This window comes from Nostoc sp. ChiSLP03a (assembly GCF_034531215.2).
Classification (GTDB): domain Bacteria; phylum Cyanobacteriota; class Cyanobacteriia; order Cyanobacteriales; family Nostocaceae; genus Nostoc.
The window spans coordinates 15,948-38,862 of sequence record NZ_JAVRBQ020000185.1; the positions used below are offsets into that span (position 1 = coordinate 15,948).

20 protein-coding genes are annotated in these 22,915 nt (G+C 40.1%); 11 read left to right on the plus strand and 9 right to left on the minus strand.

Annotated elements, in window-relative coordinates:
- Positions 1 to 94: 94 nt before the first annotated feature.
- Complete coding sequence (locus RMY32_RS30960) at positions 95 to 1,237, minus strand: glycosyltransferase (protein ID WP_322713488.1); 1,143 nt, start codon at positions 1,235 to 1,237, stop codon at positions 95 to 97.
- Between the two features lie 280 nt (positions 1,238 to 1,517).
- Between RMY32_RS30960 and RMY32_RS30965 the strand changes: the two genes are divergently transcribed.
- Positions 1,518 to 2,459 (plus strand): NAD-dependent epimerase/dehydratase family protein, encoded by a 942-nt coding sequence (locus tag RMY32_RS30965; protein ID WP_322713489.1) that lies wholly within the window; start codon positions 1,518 to 1,520, stop codon positions 2,457 to 2,459.
- Positions 2,460 to 2,587: 128 nt separating this feature from the next.
- The gene (locus tag RMY32_RS30970) at positions 2,588 to 3,457 is read left to right on the plus strand and encodes an SMP-30/gluconolactonase/LRE family protein (RefSeq protein WP_322713490.1); all 870 of its coding nucleotides are present in this window, start codon (positions 2,588 to 2,590) and stop codon (positions 3,455 to 3,457) included.
- Here the strand turns inward: RMY32_RS30970 and RMY32_RS30975 are convergent.
- Together RMY32_RS30975 and pgsA are read right to left on the minus strand one after the other, a co-directional pair.
- Positions 3,454 to 3,681, minus strand: coding sequence for a type II toxin-antitoxin system HicB family antitoxin (locus RMY32_RS30975; RefSeq protein ID WP_322713491.1), 228 nt, complete (start codon positions 3,679 to 3,681; stop codon positions 3,454 to 3,456). The two genes, RMY32_RS30970 and RMY32_RS30975, sit on opposite strands and share 4 nt — an antisense overlap.
- A gap of 191 nt (positions 3,682 to 3,872) precedes the next feature.
- A complete protein-coding gene (gene pgsA / locus RMY32_RS30980; protein ID WP_322713492.1) occupies positions 3,873 to 4,391 on the minus strand; it encodes a CDP-diacylglycerol--glycerol-3-phosphate 3-phosphatidyltransferase in 519 nt (172 codons plus the stop codon).
- A gap of 189 nt (positions 4,392 to 4,580) precedes the next feature.
- Here pgsA and RMY32_RS30985 point away from each other — a divergent pair, with 189 nt between their 5' ends.
- From RMY32_RS30985 to RMY32_RS31010, 6 genes are all read left to right on the plus strand, one after another.
- On the plus strand, positions 4,581 to 6,002 hold the full coding sequence (locus RMY32_RS30985; protein WP_322713493.1) for an aspartate ammonia-lyase: 1,422 nt from the start codon (positions 4,581 to 4,583) through the stop codon (positions 6,000 to 6,002).
- 111 nt (positions 6,003 to 6,113) lie between these two features.
- Positions 6,114 to 7,085: a DUF362 domain-containing protein gene (locus RMY32_RS30990; RefSeq protein ID WP_322713494.1), complete on the plus strand. Its 972-nt coding sequence runs from the start codon at positions 6,114 to 6,116 to the stop codon at positions 7,083 to 7,085.
- Positions 7,086 to 8,143: 1,058 nt separating this feature from the next.
- Positions 8,144 to 8,329 (plus strand): hypothetical protein, encoded by a 186-nt coding sequence (locus tag RMY32_RS30995; RefSeq protein WP_322713495.1) that lies wholly within the window; start codon positions 8,144 to 8,146, stop codon positions 8,327 to 8,329.
- A 406-nt stretch (positions 8,330 to 8,735) separates the two neighbouring features.
- Positions 8,736 to 9,248 carry an inorganic diphosphatase gene (locus RMY32_RS31000; RefSeq protein ID WP_322713496.1) on the plus strand — a complete coding sequence of 171 codons (513 nt, stop codon included), beginning with the start codon at positions 8,736 to 8,738 and terminating at the stop codon, positions 9,246 to 9,248.
- Between the two features lie 203 nt (positions 9,249 to 9,451).
- Positions 9,452 to 9,835, plus strand: coding sequence for an aspartate 1-decarboxylase (gene panD / locus RMY32_RS31005; protein ID WP_094349223.1), 384 nt, complete (start codon positions 9,452 to 9,454; stop codon positions 9,833 to 9,835).
- 11 nt (positions 9,836 to 9,846) lie between these two features.
- Complete coding sequence (locus RMY32_RS31010) at positions 9,847 to 10,749, plus strand: MBL fold metallo-hydrolase (protein ID WP_322713497.1); 903 nt, start codon at positions 9,847 to 9,849, stop codon at positions 10,747 to 10,749.
- Between the two features lie 227 nt (positions 10,750 to 10,976).
- Here the strand turns inward: RMY32_RS31010 and RMY32_RS31015 are convergent, their stop codons facing one another.
- From RMY32_RS31015 to RMY32_RS31025, 3 genes are all read right to left on the minus strand, one after another.
- Complete coding sequence (locus RMY32_RS31015; protein ID WP_322713498.1) at positions 10,977 to 12,194, minus strand: HhoA/HhoB/HtrA family serine endopeptidase; 1,218 nt, start codon at positions 12,192 to 12,194, stop codon at positions 10,977 to 10,979.
- Positions 12,195 to 12,460: 266 nt separating this feature from the next.
- Positions 12,461 to 13,783 carry a D-alanyl-D-alanine carboxypeptidase gene (locus RMY32_RS31020; RefSeq protein ID WP_322713499.1) on the minus strand — a complete coding sequence of 441 codons (1,323 nt, stop codon included), beginning with the start codon at positions 13,781 to 13,783 and terminating at the stop codon, positions 12,461 to 12,463.
- Positions 13,784 to 14,212: 429 nt separating this feature from the next.
- Positions 14,213 to 15,283, minus strand: coding sequence for an LOG family protein (locus RMY32_RS31025; protein ID WP_322713500.1), 1,071 nt, complete (start codon positions 15,281 to 15,283; stop codon positions 14,213 to 14,215).
- A 1,231-nt stretch (positions 15,284 to 16,514) separates the two neighbouring features.
- On the opposite strand from RMY32_RS31025, the gene RMY32_RS31030 reads away from it, so the two are divergent.
- The 3 genes from RMY32_RS31030 (at position 16,515) to RMY32_RS31040 (ending at position 20,913) form a co-directional block, all read left to right on the plus strand.
- A complete protein-coding gene (locus RMY32_RS31030; RefSeq protein WP_322713501.1) occupies positions 16,515 to 17,309 on the plus strand; it encodes a GNAT family N-acetyltransferase in 795 nt (264 codons plus the stop codon).
- 22 nt (positions 17,310 to 17,331) lie between these two features.
- A complete protein-coding gene (locus tag RMY32_RS31035; protein ID WP_322713502.1) occupies positions 17,332 to 19,011 on the plus strand; it encodes a glycosyltransferase family 39 protein in 1,680 nt (559 codons plus the stop codon).
- Positions 19,012 to 19,296: 285 nt separating this feature from the next.
- Positions 19,297 to 20,913: a glycosyltransferase family 39 protein gene (locus RMY32_RS31040; RefSeq protein ID WP_322713503.1), complete on the plus strand. Its 1,617-nt coding sequence runs from the start codon at positions 19,297 to 19,299 to the stop codon at positions 20,911 to 20,913.
- A gap of 355 nt (positions 20,914 to 21,268) precedes the next feature.
- Here the strand turns inward: RMY32_RS31040 and RMY32_RS31045 are convergent, their stop codons facing one another.
- The 3 genes from RMY32_RS31045 to RMY32_RS31055 all read right to left on the minus strand — a co-directional run bounded on the left by RMY32_RS31045 (position 21,269) and on the right by RMY32_RS31055 (position 22,908).
- Positions 21,269 to 22,447, minus strand: coding sequence for an ATP-binding protein (locus RMY32_RS31045; RefSeq protein WP_322713504.1), 1,179 nt, complete (start codon positions 22,445 to 22,447; stop codon positions 21,269 to 21,271).
- Between the two features lie 156 nt (positions 22,448 to 22,603).
- Positions 22,604 to 22,738: an ATP-binding protein gene (locus RMY32_RS31050; RefSeq protein ID WP_322713536.1), complete on the minus strand. Its 135-nt coding sequence runs from the start codon at positions 22,736 to 22,738 to the stop codon at positions 22,604 to 22,606.
- Positions 22,675 to 22,908 carry a hypothetical protein gene (locus RMY32_RS31055; RefSeq protein ID WP_322713505.1) on the minus strand — a complete coding sequence of 78 codons (234 nt, stop codon included), beginning with the start codon at positions 22,906 to 22,908 and terminating at the stop codon, positions 22,675 to 22,677. Before RMY32_RS31055 ends, RMY32_RS31050 begins: the two co-directional genes overlap by 64 nt.
- Between the last annotated feature and the right edge of the window lie 7 nt (positions 22,909 to 22,915).

Consider the following 22,915-nt stretch of genomic DNA (forward strand, 5'->3'; position numbering starts at 1 on the left):
CACACCACACATAGTCCCAATATTAAAGCCAAAATGAGATGCTTCTGGGGGAAATTGCCAAAAGCCTAAAAAAATAAGACGTTAATCAAGACCATCATTGCAAAAATGGTCTTTTTTCGTTGCACTTGTTTACAAAATCTAGATAACGATCTGCAAAGATTTGCGGTGAAAACTGCGCAGCGTGCGATCGCATATACTCGGAATTGAATGAACCCTCATACATTTCAAATTTTTCTACTGCCTCCACCAAAGCCGCCTCTGTTTGCGTCTTGAAAAATATACCTGTCCCTGTATCCGCACCAGAGCGAATATCTCGCACTGTTTCTAAAGCACCCCCTGCACCATAAGCAATTACTGGCGTGCCGCAGGCTTGTGCTTCCACTAGGGCAATACCAAAATCTTCACAAGCTGCATACACAAACGCCTTAGCCTTAGACATATATTTTTTTACCACATTATCGGGTTGCCAACCGAGTATTTGGATATTTGAGTTTGCCATCTCGCGAATTGTGTTCATTTCATCTCCTGTACCAATGACTACTAATGGTCGTTTTAGTTGATTAAAAGCCTTGACAATCAACGATATTTGCTTGTAACTCACTAACCGGGAAACTGTCAGGTAAAAGTCCTCTTTCTCAGATACAAACGGAAATTGAGCAATATTCACTGGTGGATAAATGACTGTTGCTTCTCGCCGATAGCAACGCCAAATCCGCCGAGCTGTATGTTGCGAGTTGGCAATGAAATAATCAACGCGATTGGCACTCAATACATCCCACTGGCGCAAACGATGTAATAAATATCGCGTCACCCATCCAGGTAAGCCACTACCCAGTTTGCTGTGGCGCAGATAATCAAAGGTCAAATCCCAGGCATAGCGCATCGGGCTGTGACAGTAGCAAATATGCATCTGTTCGGGAGTAGTAAGGATTCCTTTGGCAACAGCATGGGATGAAGACAGAATGACATCATAATGCCGCAAATCCAGCTGTTCGATTGCCAAGGGCCACAAAGGCAAGTATTTTTGTATACCGTTGCGGGCAGATGGAAAGTTCTGGAGAAACGTCTTGCCAATTTGACGCTTATATAAATAACTTTCTCTATTGCTGGATTCAAAATCTATGAGAGCATACAAATCAGCATCAATGTGATTCAAAATTTCTCGGACAACGAGTTCTGAACCACCTGTGGCTTTGGGTGTCAGCCACTCATGCACTAGAGCATATTTCAAGGGCACAGCTAAACAATTCAAAATTCACGCATTCAAAATTGAAGATAGTTTTTTTAGACTCCGACTGAAAAGTTTCCTCTTGTGATTAATTAACGGGAAGTGCTTCAGATTAGCAAATGGGACGGAATCTTTCCCTCAGAGGTTCCAGATGGATACTACAACCTGATAACCTCAGATTGTGAATGGGACATTGGGTATTGGGGATGGGTTATTCTCCTTGTCTTCTTAGTCCCTAGTCCCCAATACCTACTCCCTTAATGACAACTGATATAGAAAGGGTGAATTTATGCGAATTCTGATTATGGGTGGTACTCGGTTCATTGGTGTTTATTTGACTCAACTACTAGTGGAAAAAGGACACGAGGTAGTGCTGTTCAATCGTGGAAATCGGCCAGCACCTTCTTTACAGGGAGTAGGACAAATTATAGGCGATCGCACTGATGCTACTCAATTAAAAGCAAAATTATCACAAGAAAGCTTTGATGTCATTTTTGACAATAACGGGCGAGAACTTACTGATACTCAACCACTAGCAGAAATTTTTCAAGGCCGAGTGCAACATTTTGTCTATATGAGTTCTGCGGGAGTATATCTCAAATCCGATCAATTGCCCCATGTAGAAGGCGATGCAGTAGATCCCAAAAGTCGCCATAAGGGTAAACATGAAACAGAAGCTTACCTGACTCAATTGGGATTGCCTTTTACTTCTATTCGTCCTACTTATATTTACGGGCCTCGTAATTATAATGAGTTGGAAGGCTGGTTTTTTGACAGAATTGTGCGCGATCGCCCCATTCCCATCCCCGGAAATGGTTTGCATATCACCCAGCAAGGTCATGTAAAAGACTTGGCACTGGCAATGACTCAGATTTTGGGCAATAAACAAGCCATAGGGCAGATTTATAATATCTCAGGCGATCGCTTTGTCACTTTTGATGGTTTAGCCCGTGCTAGCGCTGTTGCGGCTGGCAAATCACCCGATGCTGTCAAAATCGTCCACTACGACCCGAAAAAGTTTGATTTCGGCAAACGCAAAGCTTTTCCGATGCGGGTGCAGCATTTCTTTGCTTCGGTGAATAAAGCGCAAACAGAATTAAACTGGCATCCTGAATATGATTTGATTTCTGGGTTACAAGATTCTTTGGAAAATGATTATTTGGCTAATGCAAAAGACAAAGCTGATGTTGATTTCTCTGTAGATGAGGAAATTTTACAAGCTGTTTCATAACTAGATTCCCGACTTATTTAAATAAGTCGGGAATCTGAACCTTATATTTCAACTGGATTAATACCTAATTCACACGTTTTTGTGAAGTAAAAATATATACTTTTATTTAATCTTTAAATTAACTACTTATGGGACAATATCCACTCCACAATGTTCTAGAAGCCCGTGCCCGCTTGGGTGAAGGCCCGATCTGGGACTCTACCCAAAACCTACTGTATTGGGTTGATATCTACAACCATCGGGTGCATCAGTTCAATCCTGCTACGGGGGAAAATTGCTTTTTTGATGTGGGAGATGTGGTAGGTGCGATCGCAACAGCAGGGAAAGATAGATTAATTATGGCACTACGTCATCACCTGGCATTTCTCAACACCCAGACAGGCGAAGTTACTCCCATTTTGGAGATTGAAGCAAATCTGCCAGAGAACCGCCTCAATGATGGCAAATGTGACCCTCAAGGCCGCTTTTGGATCGGTTCAATGTCTTCTTCAGAAAAACCCCAGGCTAACCTCTATCGCTACGATCGTGACGGTTCATTGCATGTGATGGAAACGGGATTGACTATCTCTAATGGTCTGGGGTGGAGTCCCGATCAAAAAACGTTTTATTTGAGTGATTCTCCTCAACAAAAAATTTATGCTTACGACTTTAATTCAGTTACAGGTAACATTACTAATCGCCGGATTTTTGTTGATTTAACTCATGAATCTTTTTACCCAGATGGTTTGACAATAGATAGTCAAGGAAATATTTGGTCAGCCATGTGGGATGGGTGGTGTGTGATTCGTTTCAACCCCAAGGGTGAGGAGATATTGCGGATTAATCTACCCGTTCCACTTGTAACGAGTTGCACCTTTGGTGGCGAAGATTTGCAAACACTCTACCTCACTACTGGTTCCGTTGGACTCAGCCAAGCCGAAATTGATAAAAGTTTCTACTCAGGTGATTTGTTTGCTCTGCAAACTGATGTTACTGGATTACCTAGCTATAATTTTTAGGAATGAAACTGAAAGGAAACGTTTGCAGTCAAAGGCTTTGGCAATGGTTTTCCTTGGGCTTGGTAATCTTCAATCAAAAGTTCCAGCACTTGCTCACCATTATTTAGAGCATCTGCGTAGGTATTTCCATGAGTATGTGCATAGGGGCCAAACTCAGGTAGGCTGACAACGTACTTTTTATCTTCATCAGACCACTGAATAACAATACTATATTGTGGTTTCATTCTTGTTCTCCTTTGTTTTCTTCTTCCTCCAGTTGTTTTATTTCTATGAGCGCATTTTTAACATCTTTTTCTTAGTAACGATCTGCATCTGCCCCATATTTGCCAGTTAAAAATTTCTGACTAGCTACAAATATTTTGTCATGATTATCTAGGAAAATCTCAGACTTATAACGATCATACAGTAGATGTTTTTAATCAGCAGTGCTAACTTTTTGTGGTAAAAGATAAATACCCCCAGATATTAAAGTCAAGGTGACAGAAACCCAAAAGGCAATCAGAGAGTGAGTTTGCCAGACTTCAGGTAGGGGTGCAATTAGAAGTGCGATCGCCACTATTTGACTAACAGTTTTGAGTTTACCCCAAATATTCGCCCCGGTAATTGTTGTTTGATTCACCCGCCAACCAGTGATCGCTAATTCCCGCGCTAAAATCAAAAACACTCCCCAAGCTGGCACTTTTCCTAGTTCAATAAAAACCATCAACGGCGCAAGTACCAGAAATTTATCCACTAAAGGGTCAAGAAATTTACCCAACTCACTAATTTGGTTGAGTTTTCGCGCTAAATAGCCGTCTAACCAATCAGTTAACGCCGCAACGATAAAAATCGCCAAACATATCCACCTAGCTTGTGGTGTGGGGTTGTACAAGCCATAAAGTAGAAATGGTACACCTAGAAGGCGAGAGAAGGTAATCCAGTTGGGTAGAGTCACGTTGCTTCGCTCCGAATTCAAAATTCAAAATTTAAAATTCAAAATTAATAATCCCCATAAATAAATTTAGTTGCCCTGTTATCAGGAAGAGGGCGGAGGGGACAAACTTACTACAACTTCTCTTTGTCTCCCCACTTTCTCCCTAAGCGTGGGAAAATCTGTTTTCTGAAGCTCTCTTAAAACAATACTATGACTGAACACACAGACTCTCAATTCCGCATCGAACGCGATTCGATGGGCGATCGCCAAATTGCTAGTAGCGTTTATTACGGCATTCAAACGCTGCGGGCGATTGAAAACTTCCCCATTAGCGGCATCAAGCCTTTAGCTACTTACGTAGATGCTGGATTAATAATTAAAAAAGCTACAGCAATTGTGAATGGAGAACTAAATTGTATGCCCCAAGATATTAGTCAGGCGATTGTGCAAGCAACTGATGAAATCTTAGCTGGGAAGTTCCGAGAGCAATTTGTTGTGGATGTTTATCAGGCGGGTGCTGGAACATCCCACCATATGAATGTCAACGAAGTTCTGGCAAATCGCGCCTTAGAAATACTTGGTGAAGAAAAGGGCAATTACAAACGTGTTAGTCCTAACGATCATGTTAATTATGGACAGTCTACCAATGATGTGATTCCGACTGCAATTCGGATTGGTGGATTATTGGCATTATCTAAAACATTACACCCAGCAATAGATAAAGCGATCGCATCTTTAGAAAAGAAAGCTGTAGAATTTCAAGATATCGTCAAATCTGGCAGAACTCATTTACAAGACGCAGTACCAGTGCGCTTGGGTGAGAATTTTCGGGCTTGGGCGCAAATTCTTACAGAACACCAAAACCGGATTTATACCGCCTCTGGTGATTTGATGGTGCTGGGTTTGGGAGGTAGTGCAGCCGGAACGGGATTAAATACTCATCCTCTGTATCGCGCCCGCGTGGTAGAAGTTCTTTCAGAATTGATTGATACTCCTTTAGAACCTGCGCCCCATCTCATGGCAGCTATGCAGAGTATGGCTCCATTTGTGAATGTTTCTGGTGCGTTGCGGAATTTAGCCCAGGATTTAGCCAAAATATCTCATGATTTACGGTTGATGGATTCGGGGCCAAAAACTGGTTTGAAAGAAATTCAACTTCCCCCAGTGCAACCCGGTTCCTCGATTATGCCAGGAAAATATAACCCAGTCATGGCAGAGATGACATCAATGGTGTGTTTTCAGGTAATGGGTTACGATAGTGCGATCGCTTTAGCCGCCCAAGCCGGACAATTAGAATTAAATGTGATGATGCCGCTAATTGCCTATAACCTAATTCACAGTATCGAAATTCTCGGCAATACCATCGCTGCACTCACCGAACGCTGCATTGAGGGAATTACTGCCAATCAGGAACGTTGTTTAGCTTATGCCGAAGGCAGTTTAGCTTTAGTAACCGCACTAAATACCCATATCGGTTATTTAAATGCCGCAGCTGTCGCCAAAGAATCTTTAGAAACTGGTAAATCTCTGCGGCAAATTGTTTTAGAACGAGGATTAATGAGTGAAACAGATTTAGCCACAGTGTTAAATCTAGAACAAATGAGTGGTATCTTACCGCTCAAAACAGAATAATAAGGTATTGGGGACTGGGGATTGGGTATTGGGTATTGGGTACTGAGAAAGTATTCCTAAATATTTATTTCTTAGTCCCCAGTCCCCAGTCCCCAGTCCTCTATCTATACCATGCAGACTCAAAAATCATCTGTCAGTCTCATTCGGGCTACATCCTATGAAAAAGAGGCTTTACGGGAATCTTTAACGATTCTCCTGGAACCTTTTAGAGGTATGGCAGCGTTTGTAAAAAAAGGCGATCGCGTTTTACTCAAACCGAATCTACTTACAGGATCGCGTCCTGGTAAAGAGTGTATCACCCGTGCCGAACTAGTTTATGAAGTTGCCCAAATGGTAATTGAAGTTGGCGGTAAGCCATTTTTGGGCGATAGTCCTGCTTTTGGTAGTGCCAAGGGCGTAGCAATAGCAAATGGTTATCTGCCTATTTTAGAAGAACTCAATCTTCCCATCATCGATTTTCACGGTCAGCGTTACCAAACCGTCAGTGACAATTTTAACCATTTGCGACTGTCTAAAGAAGCAATGGAAGCAGATGTAGTGATTAACCTACCGAAAGTTAAATCACATGCCCAGTTGACATTAACACTGGGTGTAAAAAACCTGTTTGGTTGTGTCCCCGGCAAAATGAAAGCTTGGTGGCATATGGAAGCGGGAAAAGACTCGAATAGATTTGGTGAAATGTTAGTAGAAACTGCCAGAGCGATTAACCCTGACTTAACGATATTAGATGGTATCATCGGTCACGAAGGTAATGGCCCCAGCAACGGGGAACCTCGCCAACTGGGCATTTTAGCAGCTGCATCAGATATATTTGCCTTAGATCGGGCAATGGTAGAAATCCTCAATGTTTCTCCTGAACAAGTGCCCACAGTTGCAGCTTCTCAAAGGCTAGGAGTTTGTCCAGAACTTGCTGCCATAGAGTTTCCACATTTAAATCCTGACTTATTAAAAATAGAAGATTGGCGGCTACCAGACAAGTTAATGCCCATTGATTTTGGTATGCCCCGCGTCATTAAGTCTACCTTTAAGCATCTTTACACCCGATTTATCAAGGAACCAATCAGTGTTTATGGAAGGCAGTAGGGAGTGAGGAAAAAGCATGGGAGGCAGGGGAGGCAGGGGAAGCAGGGGGAGAATAACTCTTAACTCCTAACTCCTAACTCAGCACGGGCTAAACCTTAGCTTTCCGCTAAAGGCACTGTTTTGATCGATCCTCAATTTAGTGCAAACGTCGTTACAGCAATTTCATTTATTAGCAGAGTAATCTGTAATTACCCTCCGATTGCTTAACTAAACCGCCCTATTATATTTAGTGGCGGTTTTTTTAGCTGATTAATTTGTTATACAATTTCTCATCTGAGATTTTGATTTATTCAAAAAGTTATACGGATTTAGAATCTGGAAATTGGGATTGGGGATTTTGTTCAGATATGGGGATTTGGTAATAACTTACTATACCTCTAGGCTACCTTCTAAAACTTGTTTACTCTATCTTTATGTAGATTGACAAAACGGCTGTAATATTACACAGATTGCAAAATTTAAATTCTTAAATATTTGTTTAGTGATATCACTGAATTCATTCAGCCTTATACAGTTAATGTATCTGTGTTTATTCGGTAGTTATCATTGGTTACAAAAATCATTACTACTATTTCTTCTCTGGTGTCAAATATTTTGTGTATAACTACTATATAACAATCAAAAGCACTGAATATCTATCAGTGCAATTGCGGTTTTGTGTCCTGTATCACAAATTAGCAATTCCAGTAAAATGACCTTATCAAAAGCTTTATAGAATGTTATAATCATGAAGTATCGGATAAATATGTTTTGCTAATTAATCTTTAATCAGCGAAAAAATGTAACTTATGATGCTGTCAAAGTTTGCTTTGCGTATGCAACCCGTTACACCATACAAGGAAACACCTGAAAATATTAATTACAAAATAAAACATGATTTGTTGACTTGTAACTTTGTATTAAGAATTCCATGTATAAAAAGGCTACTATGACAGTTGTATAACTGGTTTAAATTGTAGAATGCTACACATTTTACAGTTTAAAAATAGCTAAAATAGCATTAATACTCTCACTCAGAGAGTAAACCTACACAGTGTTGCGAAGAACTTCAATTTTGTATGAATTCAAATAGCCAGTCTGCCAATGCCGATACATATTCCCAACGTTTGGCAGACATTGTGGGAACTGCGATCGCTCTGTTGACTCTTACCCTACCCGTATTTGTCATCGCCCACTATTCTTCAACTAATGTTCAAAATAACCAGCAACCTCTGATCCAAAACATACAAAAAAATCAAGATTGATCGAGCTTCCCAGTCGCATTTTCTCATAAGGATATCTACAAAAAAGCAGAACACTGATTTTGTAGAGAATCTCTGAAGATGTGGGTGTAGTTAGTCAAAAACTAAGCTAAATCTGGATTGTGTGATTCTAGATTTCAGGTGTGTTAAACATTGTTAGGACAGACATCCCCCTAACAGCAATTAAGGGCGGAGGATATCCATAATACCCTCTTGGAAAAAGCGTTGCGAAGTTTGCTCGTAACGCTTTTTCTATTTTTTCCCCTCCGCACCTCTGCTTCTTGTACCCAACGACCCCATGCCATATAACAAATACCTTGGGAAGAGATCCATATTGCCCTAAAATTCTACACGGGGAGCGAAGCTGACAGAGTGCCCCCATGATTCACAGTTATCAGAGGAGTTTTTTGTGGACTTATCTCGTATTCCTGCCCAACCGAAACCTGGTCTAATCAACGTTCTGATTGAAATTACTGGCAAAAGTAAAAATAAATACGAATACGACAAGGAACTACAAGCTTTTGCTCTAGACCGAGTACTTTATTCCTCAGTACAATATCCTTATGACTACGGCTTTGTACCCAATACTTTGGCTGATGATGGCGATCCCCTAGATGGTATGGTGATAATTGATGAGCCAACCTTTCCCGGCTGTATTATTGCTGCGCGACCAATTGGCTTTTTGGAGATGATTGACGGTGGCGATCGCGATGAAAAAATCCTTTGTGTTCCTGACAAAGATCCGCGCTACACTCAGGTAAAATCTCTGAAAGACGTATCACCACACCGCTTAGATGAAATTGCTGAATTTTTCCGTAGTTATAAAAATTTGGAAAAAAAGGTGACTGAAATTCTCGGTTGGCAAGATCTAGACAAGGTTGCAGCTTTAGTAGAAAAATCCGTCAAAGCTTATAGAGGATAATAGAGGAGTTAGGAGTAGAGACGCGATTAATCGCGTCTGTACATGAGTTAAGAGTTAAGAGTTATGAATTTTTATTCCTCACTTCTAACTCCTAACTCCTCACTTTTTATTTCTAACTCCCATACAGACGCGATTAATCGCGTCTGTACTCATAACTTTCGCTTGTTACGGATCGCAAAAACTGCCACCAAACCCAAACCAGAATGCAGCGTACTCTCCTTTTGGCAAAAATTCATAACTGCACCCTTACAGGGGCAAATATCAACTACGTAGGTAGTATTAGTATTGATGAAATCCTTTTGGAAAAAGCTGGTATCTTACCTTATGAGCAGGTGCAAGTAGTTAATAGTGCCAACGGTCAGCGCTTTATTACTTATGCGATCCCCGCTCTAGCTCATTCAGGAATCATTGAGCTAAATGGGGGTGCGGCACGTCTAGGCATTATTGGCGATCGCTTGATTATAATGACTTACGGGCAGTTCACTCCAGAAGAGTTAAAAAGTTACTCTCCTACGGTAGTCATTGTGGACGAAAAAAACAGGCTGTTGGAAGTGCGGCGCTACGATGACCTGCTCACTAAGGTCTAATTTCAAGGAAAATGTCAAATTTTGAGTTGTCGGATTCCCAGAGCTACATAAGAGAAAAGTCATCTACCCTGCCAAGTAGCCCAGCAGGTGAGTTTATCGTGCAATTCTGGGGTGTAAGAGGTTTAATTCCTACTCCCAGTAGCAATACCAGTCGTTATGGTGGTAATACCGCTTGTGTAGAAATACATGTAGCTGGGAAACGTTTGATATTTGATGGCGGTACAGGCTTACGCATATTGGGTAAAACTTGGCAAGAACTGCAACAGCCACTAGAAGCCCATTTATTTTTTACCAACTGCCAATCAAACCGAATTCAAGGATTTCCCTTTTTTGCTCCTGCATTTATTGGGGAAAATTGTTTCCATATTTACGGTACAGCTGCCTCCAATGGAGCTTCAATCAAACAATGTCTGTACGATCAGATGCTCCAGCCGCACTTTCCTTACCCTTTACAGGTAATGCAGTCAGAATTGCAATTTTACAATCTGACCCCAGAAAGTGACGTAAAGTTAGATGATGTCACCATTACCACTGCATTAATTAATCAAACTCAGCGGTCAGTTGGCTACCGAGTTAGTTGGCAAGACTATAGTGTTGCTTATATCACAGATTTGCACCAAAATGCCGATCAAGTGGAGCGAGAACGGATTTTAGAGTTGATTAAAGGCGTTGACTTGCTGATTGCCAATGCCACTTACACTCCGCCTACATCTCACAACCATGATTCTGCTGATTTACTCTGGCAAGCTGCGGTGAATGCAGCTCTTAGTGCTGGCGTTAAACGGCTAGCCATTTCTCATCATCACCCAGATGACCATGATGATTTTCTTGACCAGGTTCAAGTCGATATTAAATCTGCTTTTCCTCAAGCCATATTAGCCCATGAAGGTCTAGTATTAGCTGTTGGTAAGTGAATTAATCTTGTTGGTATGAGCTGCAAAAAAGCTCGCTTAATCAGCGACCATTAGACCTGGAGCGATCGCACCCTTTTTTAACTATATTTTAGTTGAAGTCGGGCTTGCTGGCGCTGAGAAATTAGATGTAGCCTCACAAAGAGCATTCCCAGCCAGAGGCTGGGAACGAGAGAAAGCTTTTCTAGACTGTCTAATATGCTTAAGTTGACACCAATAACAGATGTGTTCTACGAAGCATTTTGCAACTCGGCTGTACGGACTGAAAGCTGCTCTGTCTTATTACCTCGTTGCACTTTTACCTGTAATACTTGACCAAGACGACTGTCTTCCACAACATTCTGCAATTGTTCGGCACTGGTAATAGCTTTACCATCAATTTGCAGAATTACATCCCCGCGTCGGATACCCGCAGATGCGGCTGGAGAATTGGGGACAACTCGCATAATAAAAACACCATTAATTTCTGGTATCTGAATCGGAGAGTTGGGATCGGTGTTATTTTGCTTGGCGAGATCGGGTGTCAAAGTTAGCATTTGCACGCCTAGATAGGGGTGAGCAACTTTGCCATCGCGTTGTAGTTGTGCGGCGATCGCTTTAGCTTTATCAATAGGAATGGCAAACCCAATACCCATCGCGTCGGGACGAATGGCTGTGTTAATACCAATCACTTCCCCTTGACCATTCAATAATGGCCCGCCAGAGTTACCAGGGTTAATAGCAGCGTCTGTCTGAATGAAATCCAAACGTTTGTCACTAATGCCAACTTGGGCGCTGGAACGTTTGAGGGTACTGACAATTCCCAAGGTAACAGTGTTATCGAATCCCAAAGGATTACCAACCGCGATCGCCCAGTCTCCTACTTGGACATTAGTGGAAGAACCCAAAGGCGCGACTGGTAAATCGTTACCAGCGTTAATTTTGACTACTGCCAAATCTGTGACTTCATCAATACCTTGAACTTTTCCTTCAAAAGTGCGGCCATCTTTGAGTCTGACTGTTACTTTATCGGCCTTATCGACCACATGAGCATTAGTCATAACTAACCCGCTCTTGTCAATAATGAAACCTGAGCCTAAACCACGTAACTGCTCAGACGGCGGCATTTGTTGGGAGAAACCGTCACCAAAAAACCGACGGAAAAAGGGGTCTTCCATAAATGGATCGACGCGGCGAGTAATTGTTCGCTCAGTATCAATGCGGACAACTGCTGAACCAACACGATTCACTGCTGCTGTCACAAAGCTACTGCTTCCGATCGCAGCACTAGCTGGTGATTGCCGTTGAGCAATTAGATTTGAAGTATCAAGAGCAGTTATTGTGGGTGCTGGTTCGGCTTGGGAAGGTGACACTTGCAATGTGCTAACCGCTAGCACAACTCCCAGCGCGATCGCTAAAACATGAGTACTTAGTTGCCGTAAAGACCGAGATAATTTGGGAAATCGCATAATCACAACCTAATTTATAAGCTTAATTGTTGCTTAGTCGTGACAAATCTATTTACAGTTATTTTTATTTCAGGTTTCGCTTGCTCTTTACCCTACTGGGGTTAGGGCATTTTGCGAAATACCTATAATCAACTTAATAGAAAATTTAACCCAAAAGCTATTATGGACATTACCCTTTCAAGTTCGGTTTTTACCCATCAATAAAACTTTTGGATTGCGAATAAGATTAGTCCGCTCTCTGTTCTAACTGTAGATTATGGAAGTCCCTAACTTTTGTATAAAATTTCATTCCGGTTAACTGCACCTAGTTGGGGTAAAGAGTTAATGGCTGAGTGGGGAGTGAGGTTAACAGGAACGGTTGGAGGTAATTGTAATTGTTTAACAACACTTTGCAAGAGTTGATCTTGTCCAGTCCGCAAACCCCAGACATTTGTGCCACGGTTGATAATAGCAAACCAAACCAAACCGCGATCGCGTGTGGGCATCACTCCCGCTAAAGCGCTCACATCCCGGAGAGTACCAGTTTTGATTACAGTCGCCAGGGGAATGTGTCTGGCGTGCAGTGTCCCCCGGTGATCGAATCCAGACATGGGGAACAAGTCAGCTAGATTCAGTTGATGGGCAGATGCCTCAGCTTGAATAGCCATCAACATGGCACAAGCCGCTCTGGGGGAAATGCGATTTTCGGGGCCCAGTCCAGAACCATTGATTAACTGAATTTCCACTTGTGGCACCCTCGCCAGGTGAGCAGCAGTTGATCGTACTACAGTTGCTCCTCCTACTGAGTCTGCCAGCATCTCTGCCATATCGTTGTTACTGTAAACGTTCATCTCCTTGATTAGTTGCTTCAAGGGCAATGAGCGATGACGCAGTAACAAAGTTTGTTGAGGGTTTGGTTGCGCCTCAACTTTCACCGCACCTGCAATGATAACTTGAGGCTTGGGTGTTCCCTTGGGCATGATTGAGTGGGTGTAAATCGCAGGGCGTCCCCAAGTGGCCCGATTTAGTGTTTGCTTGAGCATCAGACCGGCTAGCATTGGCTGACGTTGAAAATTCATGGCAAAACTGCCAGTAATAATCAAATTCCCCTTTACTTGCTTGATGCCCATTTGATTGAGAGTATTACCAAGAGCGATCGCTTCTTCCCAAACAAACAAAGGATCGCCACGACCTGTAACCACCAAATCGCCCTGCACAACTCCATTTACCACTGGGCCAGTGACACTCACCAAAGTATCAAATTGGTAATCTGGCCCCCAAGTTTTCAAAGCAACTAGTGAAGTGGCAATTTTAGTTAAAGAAGCAGCCGGCAGAGGTGTCGTACCTTGGTGATTTGCCATCAGCATTGGTCCCGACTGCATCCAAATTCCCTGACTCTCAGCCAGATTTTGCGCCACCACTTTTGATGTGATGAGCTTTTTCAAATATTCCTGTACCGTAGTCGCCCCCGTTGGATTTGGATCGGGGGCAAGAACAAAGCCAGGGCTACTTTGCCAAGTTAGTGCATCTAAGGCATCTAGAGGTTTGATTTGTACTCCAGCCATTTCCAGCCAAAGCGACACCAAACCTGAACCCAATAATTCCAGCATTTTTTATTCCTCTGTTAGGATCTCAAGCGTTGTTTACTGTGCTAATATACAAGCTTTTTTACAAAAATCAGTATTGAGTCATAATAACTGGTGTTTTTCTCATCTGTAAGTAGGGTGAATTATATTGTTTTCGTGGCTTGCTTTGACTGTGCCAAACAAAATCCCCATAGACAGCGATTCATCGAGTCTCTTACCTTAACCTACGCGCACGGTATCGCAGCCTGATAATAAAAGGCTTTATGCTGTGCGATCGCTCTTGGTAATTCCATAACCTTGAAACAAGGAAAGGGAAAGTATTCAAAATTCTCTCCCTTTTTTCCCTTAATACACTAATCAGCATTCAAGTTGCATAATCAGGGCGGACATCTTATCCGCCCTACAAGATAGTGAGAAAATTTTAATATGCAAATTAGATGTGTTTTAGCTTACCTACTTTCTTTCTGGATGCGCTGCATCCTCTGGTGAAGGAGTACCCATCCGGTTAATTGTGGCAATCATCTGATACAAGCGCCCTAAATCGCGTTGATTGAAGTATAAAATGAGGCGAGGTAATCCAACAGTTTCATCTTGTGCTTCTTGAGGTAATGCCTGACTTTTTTCAATTCTTCCTTGAATAATAATGTCGCTAAAATCAGCATTAAGTTTTTCTAAAAGAGCGTCTGATATATCTGTCTTCAGACGGATGACTAACTTATCGCTTACATAACGACTGGAATGATAAACCTGGTAAAAACCGGTGATAGCATCACAAGCCACATCCAGGTTATCTGTCACCGTGTAAAGGCTGGGGTCTTCAGGATTGACAAGACCGTTTTGCACTAATTGCTTATCAATATATTCGCTCCAAGAGCGCCAGTAATCACCACCAGGGCGATCGATTAAAACTAAAGGTACTGGCCCAAACTTACCAGTTTGGCTTAATGTCATACATTCAAAAGCTTCATCTTGAGTACCAAAGCCTCCTGGAAACAAGGCTACAGCATCACTTTCTTTAAGGAGAAACAACTTGCGGGTGAAGAAATATTTGAAGTTAATTAGCTTGGGATCGCCCTCTATAAAAGGGTTTGCTTGCTGTTCAAAGGGTAACTGAATGTTTAATCCAAAGGAATTTTCTCGCCCAGCACCTTCATGACCCGCCTGCATAATTCCACCACCACCACCAGTCATCACCATAAATCCTAATTGAGAAACAGCGCGAGCAAACTCAAGGGCCATTTGGTATTCTGGTCTATCTGGCGCTAGACGAGCAGAACCAAAGATGGTGACTTTGCGAACGTGTCGGTAATCATAAAAAAGCTGGAAACCGCGCTCCATATCTGCTAATGCAGCGGATAATATTTTCCAATCGAGACGCTCAATTTCGGTATCAGCTAGACGAACAATAGTAGTAAGTGCTTGCTGAATAAATTGCCGATTTTTTAATGTCGGTAAACGAACGATCAATTCAGCGATATCCGCCTGTAAAGACTCTAATATGTCAAACGACGCAGATGAGGTCATGAGAACTGCTGCAACAATGGCACTATATTTTACGTGAACTACTCACACTCTAGCAAGCGAGAATAACTCTCTGATGTGCAGTTAGCAAATTCATAACTGGTTTTGAAGCTGGAAATTCTAAAAATCTTTTTGATAAAGCTTGTTGTGATACTTCAACTTTTCAAAACCATAGCAAGTTATCTCGGTCGATTGATTGACATAACTTCCTCACTTAGGTTAATGTCCGTCACAATATACAGCAGATTTCAAGGAAAGTGAGGTACACAAGCTCGCGTCTGTTGCCCAAATATAAAGCGTCTTTTACTCCTGAATTCTGAATTCTGTATTCTGCTGTATATCAAGATTTGTATAAAATGCTTTGACTTACATCTATAGCGTATATCAAAAGAAAATTTTGTATCTTATTGCCAGATTTTTTGGGAATTAATGCTCATAATAAAAGCACTCTAACCCCAATCAAAGAAAGTAAAAAAGCTCTCTAGACCACAATACCGTTTAGTTCAACCTAAAATCCTTGGTAGAGACACGAAATTGGACTGAGCAACTCTTGGAGATGCTTGCGCTAACGCCCAGCTATGCTAACGCGTCTTTACAGGTCAAAAATCAGTACAAAAAATCCTTAACTGAAGGGTATTGATCTAAAGGATCTTTTGTCGAAAACTGTCTCAATTAACGTGAGTTCGACAAGTCTTTTTTTGACCTCTCCCCAACTCCTCTGCGACACGGAGAGGGCAGGGTGGTTTCATACAACGAGAGAAAAACTAAAAATGGGTTTCAAAGCCTCTCTCCGCTTGCCTAACGGCAGGCTGACGCCAACGGGGAGAGGTTTGGAGAAGGGTCAAAATCTATCGTTATACATGAAAAATCAAGACTTATATATTTTTCTTTTTTCGTATGAAACCACCCTGCTCTTCGTGTCGGAGAGGGGAGCCAAAACCCTAATTTCTGGTTGCTCCTCCTTTTACCCGTGGGAGAGGGAGATTGTCCGGGAAAGGTTCATCGAACTCACGTTCAATTACACTTCGACACATTAGACTTCTTGCAAAAGTCGGGGATAAGGGCGGGGGAAAAGGGTAAAGAAAATCAAAATCCTTTCTCTTTCACATGCACCCTTTTCCCTAAGAGTGCAAAAATATATTTTTGCAAGAGGTCTATTAATGCATAATGTGACCTGTTTGTTTAGTGCCTAAATCCTAGTAGAATAATTTCGCAAATCTAAGTAGGAAGATAGATGGAAGTTTTTGGACGCAACATCAATTACCCACTGAATCCTCCTCCCCCTCTTGAAGATTTTCCCGTCCTTCAAACTGAAAAATATACCCTACGGCTGGCTTCAACTGAAGAAGAATTAGAATCAATTTTTCGGTTGCGTTTTGAGGTTTTTAATCTGGAACTAGACTTAGGATTTCCTGCTTCTAACTTTAACCAGATGGATATAGATAAGTTTGATGCGGTTTGCCATCATTTAATCTTAATCTCCAAACAAACGGGTAAAACGATTGGAACTTATCGGATGCAAACCTATACAATGGCTTCTCAAAGATTGGGTTTTGATGCTACCGATATATTTAATCTTAATGGAATTCCCAATTCTGTACTTCAGGTAGCAGTGGAAGTTGGGCGTGCATGTATAGCCAAGGAATATCGCAATATCCAAGCACTTTTACTACTCTGGAAAGGGCTGGCAAATTATCTCATTTGGAGTAAAAACCAATATTTCTTTGGTTGTGCATCATTACGGACACAATGTTCTTGGCAAGCTACTTGCGCTTATAATTATTTTCAGCAGAATGACTTGATGCATCCGAGTATTTTGGTTTATCCAAATCCACAATTTTGTCTAGAAATGCCTCAAACTTATCCAGATAAATATAATTTTGAAATTCCTAAAATTTTGCAGGCATACTTGAATATTGGAGCTAAAATATGCAGTGTTCCAGCTATCGATCGGCAGTTTAAAACTATTGATTTTTTAACTATATCTAATGGCAAAGACTTTGCTAGATGGCGCTATCAAATTTTATAACAAATTATTGGGAAAAATACTTATGCACCATCTCAAATTTGCTCCGAGTTGGCTGCGATTTTTAATTATTTTCTTACTGACAATGGGTATATTGTTTCGCTTTTCTAATCTTGATGGGAAAGTTTTTTGGCAGGATGAGACTTTCACATCATTACGGATTTCTGGTTATACGGCAAATGAAGCCAAACAGCAACTTTTTAATAATCGGATCGTTGGTGGAGAAAGTTTTGCCCAGTTTCAAGGTGCAAATCCAGAAAAAAGCTTAAATGATACAATTATGTCTTTGGCAAAACAAGATTCTCAGCATCCACCGTTATATTACATAATAGCCAGATTGTGGGTGGAAATCTTTGGTAATTCGGTGACGGCAATTAGAAGTTTATCAGCCTGCATTAGTTTGTTGGTTTTCCCTTGTATTTATTGGCTATGTCGAGAATTATTTAATGTGCCATTATCGGTTTCTGGTGTTGCGATCGCACTCATGGCTATCTCTCCAATTCACTTGGTATACGCCCAAGAAGCACAAGAATATATTCTTTGGTTAGTCACCATTTTACTATCCAGTGCGTCTCTGCTGCGAGCCATGCGGCTAGAAGATGAGCTAGCAGAAGAACGACAAAAACCAGATTTATTTGCTATTTGGAGCCTTTATGCAGTCACCTTAGCCATTAGTCTTTATACATTTATTTGGAGTGCATTTGTAGCAGTTGCTCACGCAATTTATGTGATGATAACTGCTAAATTTAAGTTTACTGAAACTGTGAGAACTTATCTGCTAGCATCACTAGTTGGTTTTTTAGCTTTCATGCCTTGGATAACAATTGTAATCGGTGACTTTTTTCAATTTTTAATTTCAGCAGATAAAACAATAACACAATTTGATTTAATACCTATATTTCCATTTTTATCAATGCAGTTAAGCCGGACTTTTTTTGATATAGACCTTAGTTCAGAAAATCCTTTAGGCAATTTAATTGCACTAAGCTTTTTAATTTTAGTAGGATATTCTATTTATTTTATTTGCCGAGTAACTAACTATAAAGTCTGGTCTTTTATCATCACATTAATTGTAGTACCAGTATTACCCATAATCCTGCCAGATTTAATTACTGGGAGTATACGAGCATCTACCGAACCATATTTAATCCCATCTTATTTAGGAATCCAAATAGCTGTTGCTTATCTATTAGCTACGCAACTATATAATGGCAGCCGATCGCGTCGGAGCTTTTGGCACATAATCATGGCATTAGTGATTATTTGTGGTTTGATTTCTTCTAAGGTAAGTTCCCAGGCAGAAACTTGGTGGAATAAGGGTATGAATTATGGCAATCCTCAAGTTGCCCAAATCATTAATCAAAGTAATCGTCCACTTTTGATTAGTGATGCTTTGGGTAATAATTATGGTAATGTCTTTTCTTTAAGCTATCTTTTAGAACCAAAAGTGCGATTTCTGTTAGTGAACAATCAAAAAATTCCGAAAATTTCTGATAGGTTTACTGATGTGTTTTTACTTAATCCTTCAGAGGCTTGGGGTAAAATCATAGAAAAAAAGTATAAATTCAAAACAGATATTGTTTATAGCGATAACTATTATTCAATTTGGAAATTTACTAAGACTCGTAATTTGCGCCGACGTAATATCTCATCTAATAATCAATTACCTACCGAGCTATCAACTAAGCAAACAATTCTTCCATAGCTACCAACTCTTGAAAAGTTCTTTGTTGCACAAATAAGCCTGCTTAGATTACATAAACCCACTTCTCCCACTTCACTCAACAAAAGTTTTTGTAGCTAAATATACAATTTTTAGTTTGCACAATAAACTACTGATAATTACTACCTCCGCTACTTGACTAATTCATTATCTATAATTGCAACCCACCATTATTTGGTTAGATATTTTTAATAACTAGTTTTGAGAGTCATAAAATTGTTTCGTTAAAGTAGATAATTGTTGTACAAGTTATTGTGAAATTTAGTTATGCGGCTCCAACTTGCTCCCAATAGGTTGCGGTTTATCATTGTAGTTTTGTTAATGGTGGGTATATTTTTTCGTTTTTTTAACCTCGATCGCAAAGTTTACTGGCACGATGAGACTTTTACTTCATTGCGAATTTCTGGTTATACGTCAAATGAAGCCAAGCAGCAAATATTTAATGGTCGCATAATTAATAAGGAAAGTTTTGCCAAATTCCAAAGTCCCAATATGGATAAAGGCTTACGTGACACAATTATATCTTTGGAAGTAGACGATCCACAGCATCCACCACTGTATTATATACTCGCTCGGCTTTGGGTGGGAATCTTTGGCAATTCGGTAACGGTAATTAGAAGTTTATCAGCATGCATCAGTTTGTTGATTTTTCCAAGTATTTATTGGCTGTGTCGAGAATTATTTAAATCATCAGTATGGGTATCAGAGGTTGCGATCGCACTCATGGCAATCTCCCCTATTCACTTAGTATACGCCCAAGAAGCACGAGAATATATTCTCTGGATAGTGACTGTATTACTATGCAGCGCTTCATTACTACGAGCATTACGATTGGAATCACAAAATGGAGTACTACGTATACTAAATTGGGGAATGTATGCAGTCACTTTGGTGCTTAGTCTCTATACATTTTTGTTCAGTGGATTTGTTGTAGTCGCTCATGGGATTTATGTAATTGCCACTGCAAAGTTTAGGTTTACTAGAACAGTAAAAGCCTATCTATTAGCATCTTTAGCAGGGTTTTTAGCTTTTACACCTTGGATACAGGTTGTGATAGTTAACTTGTTGCAATTAAAAAGTTCAACAGCCTGGACAAAAAGACATTTACTCTTAGATGATTTAATTAAGTCTTGGCTTTTACAGTTAAATCGGATTTTTCTTGATTTAGACTTAGGCTTTGAAAATCCGTTTACCTATGTAATTACGCCATTTTTTCTAGTTCTTTTTGGATATTCTATTTATTTTCTTTGTCGAAAAACTACCTATAAAATTTGGTTGTTTATTATCACGCTAATTACGGTTCCTGCATTACCTTTAATGCTACCAGACTTACTTTTTGGGGGTATACGCTCACTTGCCGAACGTTATTTATTGATTTCTTATTTAGGAATTCAACTGGCTGTTACTTATTTACTTGCTACGCAGCTACATAATAAGAGTTTAGTACGTCGGCGAATCTGGCAAACAATCATGGGACTAGTAATTATTTGTGGACTAGTTTCTTATGGAGTGAGTTCTCAGGCTGAAACTTGGTGGAGTAAGGTTATTAGCTATGGTAATCCACAAGTTGCAAAAATTATAAATCAGACTAATCATCCACTTTTGATTAGTAATGATTCTGGTATTAATTATGGTAATGTCTTTTCTCTCAGCTATCTTTTACAGCCAAAAGTGCAGTACCAATTAGTAAAAGGCCGTTCTATTCCCAATATTCCTGATGGTTTCACTGATATTTTTTTACTAAATCCTTCAGATGCCTGGCGTAAGCAAATAGAAACAAATTATAATTATAAAACTTTTGTAGTATACGCTGACAAAAATTACTTATTCTGGAAAATAGAAAATCCACGTAGCAATGTATTTTTTGAAAAAATTAGGACTTAACCAAAACTAGACGCTGTAGTTATGGGCAATTCATATAAATAAATTCGCATTATACAGATAAGGAACTTAATTGTTTTTCAATGATTATTTGCATAATTTTATATTCAAAAATATATGAAAAAATTTGCTAAATTTATTATTTTTTATAAGATATTTAAATAGTTTATTAGTCCTATTGTATAAGTTGAATAGACCCCCCTTTATCCTCCATTATAGGGAAACAAGGGAACAAGCAGATAAATAAAACTCCTAACTCTTAACTCAGCACTCAGCACGGGCTAAACCTTAGCTATCCGTTAACAGCACTTAGCACTCCTAATACCCAATGCTCAACTATGATAATTTACTTGCCTAATTATTGTAGTGGCAGAGTGACAATTACTGTTGTACCAGCACCCTGCTCACTTTCTAATTGAATATGACCACCATGTAACTCCACACATTTTTTAACTATAGTGAGTCCTAGTCCTGTTCCTTGAATTACACCCACATTGCTGGCGCGATAGAAGGTTTGAAATAGATGAGTTTGATCTTTGAGAGGAATCCCCATTCCCCGATCTTTGATTTGGAAAATTGCGAGGCGATCTTTGCAAATTAAATCAAACCAAATAGTGTCATTTTCAGGAGAATATTTAATGGCATTGGAAATCAAATTAGTTAAGATACAATTTAATAGGTCTTCATCAATTTGGGCTTGGGTTGATTCACCTTGACAAGTAAAGATAATGCTGTGCTTACTACCTGCATTGAGTTGAAGAATATCTGTGAGTTCGCTACAGAAATTTTCTAAATTTAAAAGTGTAGGTTTGTATTCGAGTTTAGTTGCTTCCGTTTTACTCAAGAATAATATCTCATCTAAGAGATTAAGCATCTGGTTGATAGCATTTTGTATTCGATCGAAATATTTAGTTCTTCGGAGATCAGTTAGTCTATAACTGTTGTATTGAAGGATATCTACAGCCGTCTGAATCGTAGTCATAGGGGTGCGGAACTCGTGAGAAACCATTGCTACAAAGTTTGACTTTAACTCGTTGAGTTCCTGTTCTTTTGCCAGCGCTTGACGGGTGCGTTCTTCACTCTCGCGTAGTTGATTGAGAATTTCGCTTCTTTCAATGGCATAGCGAATGGCACGCACTAACCATTGTATAGTGATTTTATCTTTAACTAGATAGTCTTGCGCTCCTTCTGCTAATGCTTGCAGTGCTAAATCTTCATCATCAACACCTGTTAATACCACAACTGGGATATCAGGTACTGCTGCCATAAATTCTTTCAACGTGTCCAGTCCAATAGAGTCTGGAAGGCTGAGGTCTAACAAAACTAGGTCGAATCTGCGTTGCTTTCGACTCTCTATCTGAGAATTATCAAGGTTAGACGTAGAATTTTCCCTGCTAGCTTCTATCGCCTCAGATAACTGTTCAACATGTAACATTTGCCATTGTTCTTGATCTGAATTTAAAAATATCCGGCGTAGGAGATAAGCATCACTTGCACTATCTTCTACTAATAGAATGTGAATTGTGAGCTTTTCCATAGTACAGGGTTATATCAATTTGTTAGATAATCACCTGATTTCCTATTTTTTAGATAGGGCTAGAATTAATACGCTTATTAGAAGGTTAATAAGCGCTTATTAGATATATTTTAAAGATACCTTAATTTGCGTTGAAGGTAAAATAAAATACTGTTCCTACGTCCGGCCCAGTTTCGACTCAGCCCAGATGCGATCGCCATATCGCTCAACGATTTTTTTGTAGATAGCTAGACCAATGCCAGTACCAGAAAATTCTCGACGAGTATGAAGACGGCAAAAAACTTCAAAAATTTGCTCAAGATATTGAGATCATTATCCTGAGCGATCGCTATATGTAAATTACTAAGAGCTAGGCTGGGGGCAGTATTCCAGTCAAGGAAAACAAATTCATGATTGCAAGTACCCACACGAGAATAAACATAGCTGCGGTAAGCTACGCTAACGCCCCAACGTAGAGACAATGCAATT